At 63.0% G+C, this 2222-nt stretch carries 2 protein-coding genes; both read left to right on the plus strand.

All coding sequences use genetic code 11. The annotated features are described in order from the left end of the window. Positions 1-1054, plus strand: a 1054-nt coding sequence (locus tag VEK15_14735; GenBank protein HXV61951.1) for a sigma-54 dependent transcriptional regulator, incomplete at its 5' end; no start/stop codon positions are given. 18 nt (positions 1055-1072) lie between these two features. Next, a partial coding sequence (locus VEK15_14740) for a PAS domain-containing sensor histidine kinase (GenBank protein ID HXV61952.1) occupies positions 1073-2222 on the plus strand: 1150 nt, incomplete at its 3' end.

Consider the following 2222-nt stretch of genomic DNA (forward strand, 5'->3'; position numbering starts at 1 on the left):
GGGAGCGCGGGACTTCGTTCAGAAGCCCTGGGACAATGCGCGGCTTCTGAGCATCTTGCGGACCCAGATCGAGCTGGGCCGTGCCCTGCGAAAAGGAGAGCGACTCGAGCGGGAGAACGAGCTGCTGCAGCAGGAGTTCCCGACTTTGGTCGCCGAGTCGCAGGCGATGAAGCCCGTCCTCGAGCTGATTCAGCGCGTGGGGCCCTCCGACGCCAACGTCCTCATCACCGGTGAGAACGGAACGGGAAAGGGTGTGGTGGCACGGCACCTTCACGCCCGGTCGAACCGTGCCCCGAAGCCGATGGTGACGGTCAACGTGGGCGGGCTCTCCGAGGGTGTCTTCGAAAGCGAGCTATTCGGTCACGTCAAAGGGGCCTATACCGACGCCAAATCGGATCGGGTCGGGCGGTTCGAGCTCGCCGACGGCGGGACTCTGTTCCTCGATGAGATCGCGAACGTTCCCCACAGCCAGCAGCGGAAGCTCTTGCGCGTGCTCGAGACGGGTGAGTTCGAGCGTGTGGGGTCTTCGAAGACGAAACAGGCGGACGTGCGCATTCTCTCGGCGACCAACGCGGATCTCGGATCGGAGGTCTCCGAAGGCCGGTTTCGACAGGACCTTCTCTTTCGCCTGAACACCATCGAGATCCACATGCCCCGGTTGCGCGACCGTCGTGCCGATATCGCACCTCTGGCGCACAGCTTTCTCGTCCAGCACGCCCGGCACTATCGCAAGAACGTCACCGGATTCGACGACAAGGCGGTTCGGGCGCTGCATGATTTTCCCTGGCCGGGAAACATCCGCGAGCTCGATCACGCCGTCGAGCGCGCCGTTTTGATGGCCCGCGGGGACAGCGTGACGGTGCAGGATCTCGGACTCCGGATGGTCTCCGATGACGGGGGAGCTTCGATCGACGATCTGAATCTCGAGGAAGTCGAACGCCTCTTGATTCAGAAGGCCCTGGCTCGCTACAACGGAAACGTGAGTCACGCCGCGAAGGCGCTCGGCCTGAGTCGAAGCGCTCTGTATCGCCGTCTCGAGAGATATCGTTTGTAAGCCACGGAGGCTCGGTCGTTGGGCAAGCAAGGAGAAAGGCTGGCCCTCGCTGCTCGCCGCAAACATCTGAGCCACGATCTGCGGATCTTTCTCCTCGCTCTCACCGCGGGTCTACCGGGAGTCGTCGTTACCATGATTCTCATCTGGGGCGGCGATTACACCGCCAAAGTACAGTGGACGGTGACTCTCTTCGTCGTGGGGGGCTGGCTCGGGTTTTCCCAGGCGGTGCGAGAGCGTGTCGTCACTCCCCTTCAGACCCTATCCAATCTGCTGGCGGCCCTTCGCGAAGGCGATTACTCCATACGCGCCCGAGGTGCGAGCACGGACGAACCGCTCGGACAGGTGATGTTCGAAGCGAATGTACTGGGAGAAACGCTCCACGACCAGCGGCTCGGTGCTCTCGAAGCCACCAACCTGTTGAGAACCGTGATGGCCGAGATCGACGTCGCGGTTTTCACCTTCAACGACGTGGAGGAGCTCAAGCTGGTAAACCGCGCGGGCGAGAAACTCCTGGCGCAGCCGGCCGAGCGGCTATTGGGACGAAAAGCTTCCGTGCTGGGACTGAAGGAGTCCCTGAGTGGCCCGGCGGAGCGGACTTTCCAGAAGACCTTTCCTGGCAAGACGGGACGATGGGGAATGCGCCGCGGAAGTTTTCGCGAGGAAGGGAGGCCTCACCAGATCGTCGTCCTGAGCGATCTGAGCCAGGCCTTGCGCGAAGAGGAGCGTCAGGCCTGGCGCCGACTGATCCGGGTAATCGGCCACGAGCTCAACAACTCGCTGGCTCCCATCAAATCCATGTCGGGAACTCTGGTCCATTTGATGGAGCGGGAGGTCATGGCGCCTGATTGGAAGGATGACATGAGACGAGGCCTCGGCATCATCGGCGAAAGGAGCGAAGCACTGAGCCGCTTCATGAGCGCCTACGCGCGGCTGGCAAGGCTCCCGCAGCCGACCTTCCAGGACGTAGACCTCGAACCACTCGTGCGTCGCGCCGCAGCCCTGCAGACGAGCCACCCCATCGTCGTGGCGAGCGGCCCGCGTATCCATCTCCTGGCGGACGGGGATCAGATCGAGCAGCTCCTAATCAACGTTCTTCGCAACGCCGTCGATGCGGCGGAGGAGACCGGTGGGGGAGTTGCGGTCAGCTGGTCCGTAGGCCCCGAGCGAG

The organism is Vicinamibacteria bacterium (assembly GCA_035620555.1).
GTDB lineage: Bacteria > Acidobacteriota > Vicinamibacteria > Marinacidobacterales > SMYC01 > DASPGQ01.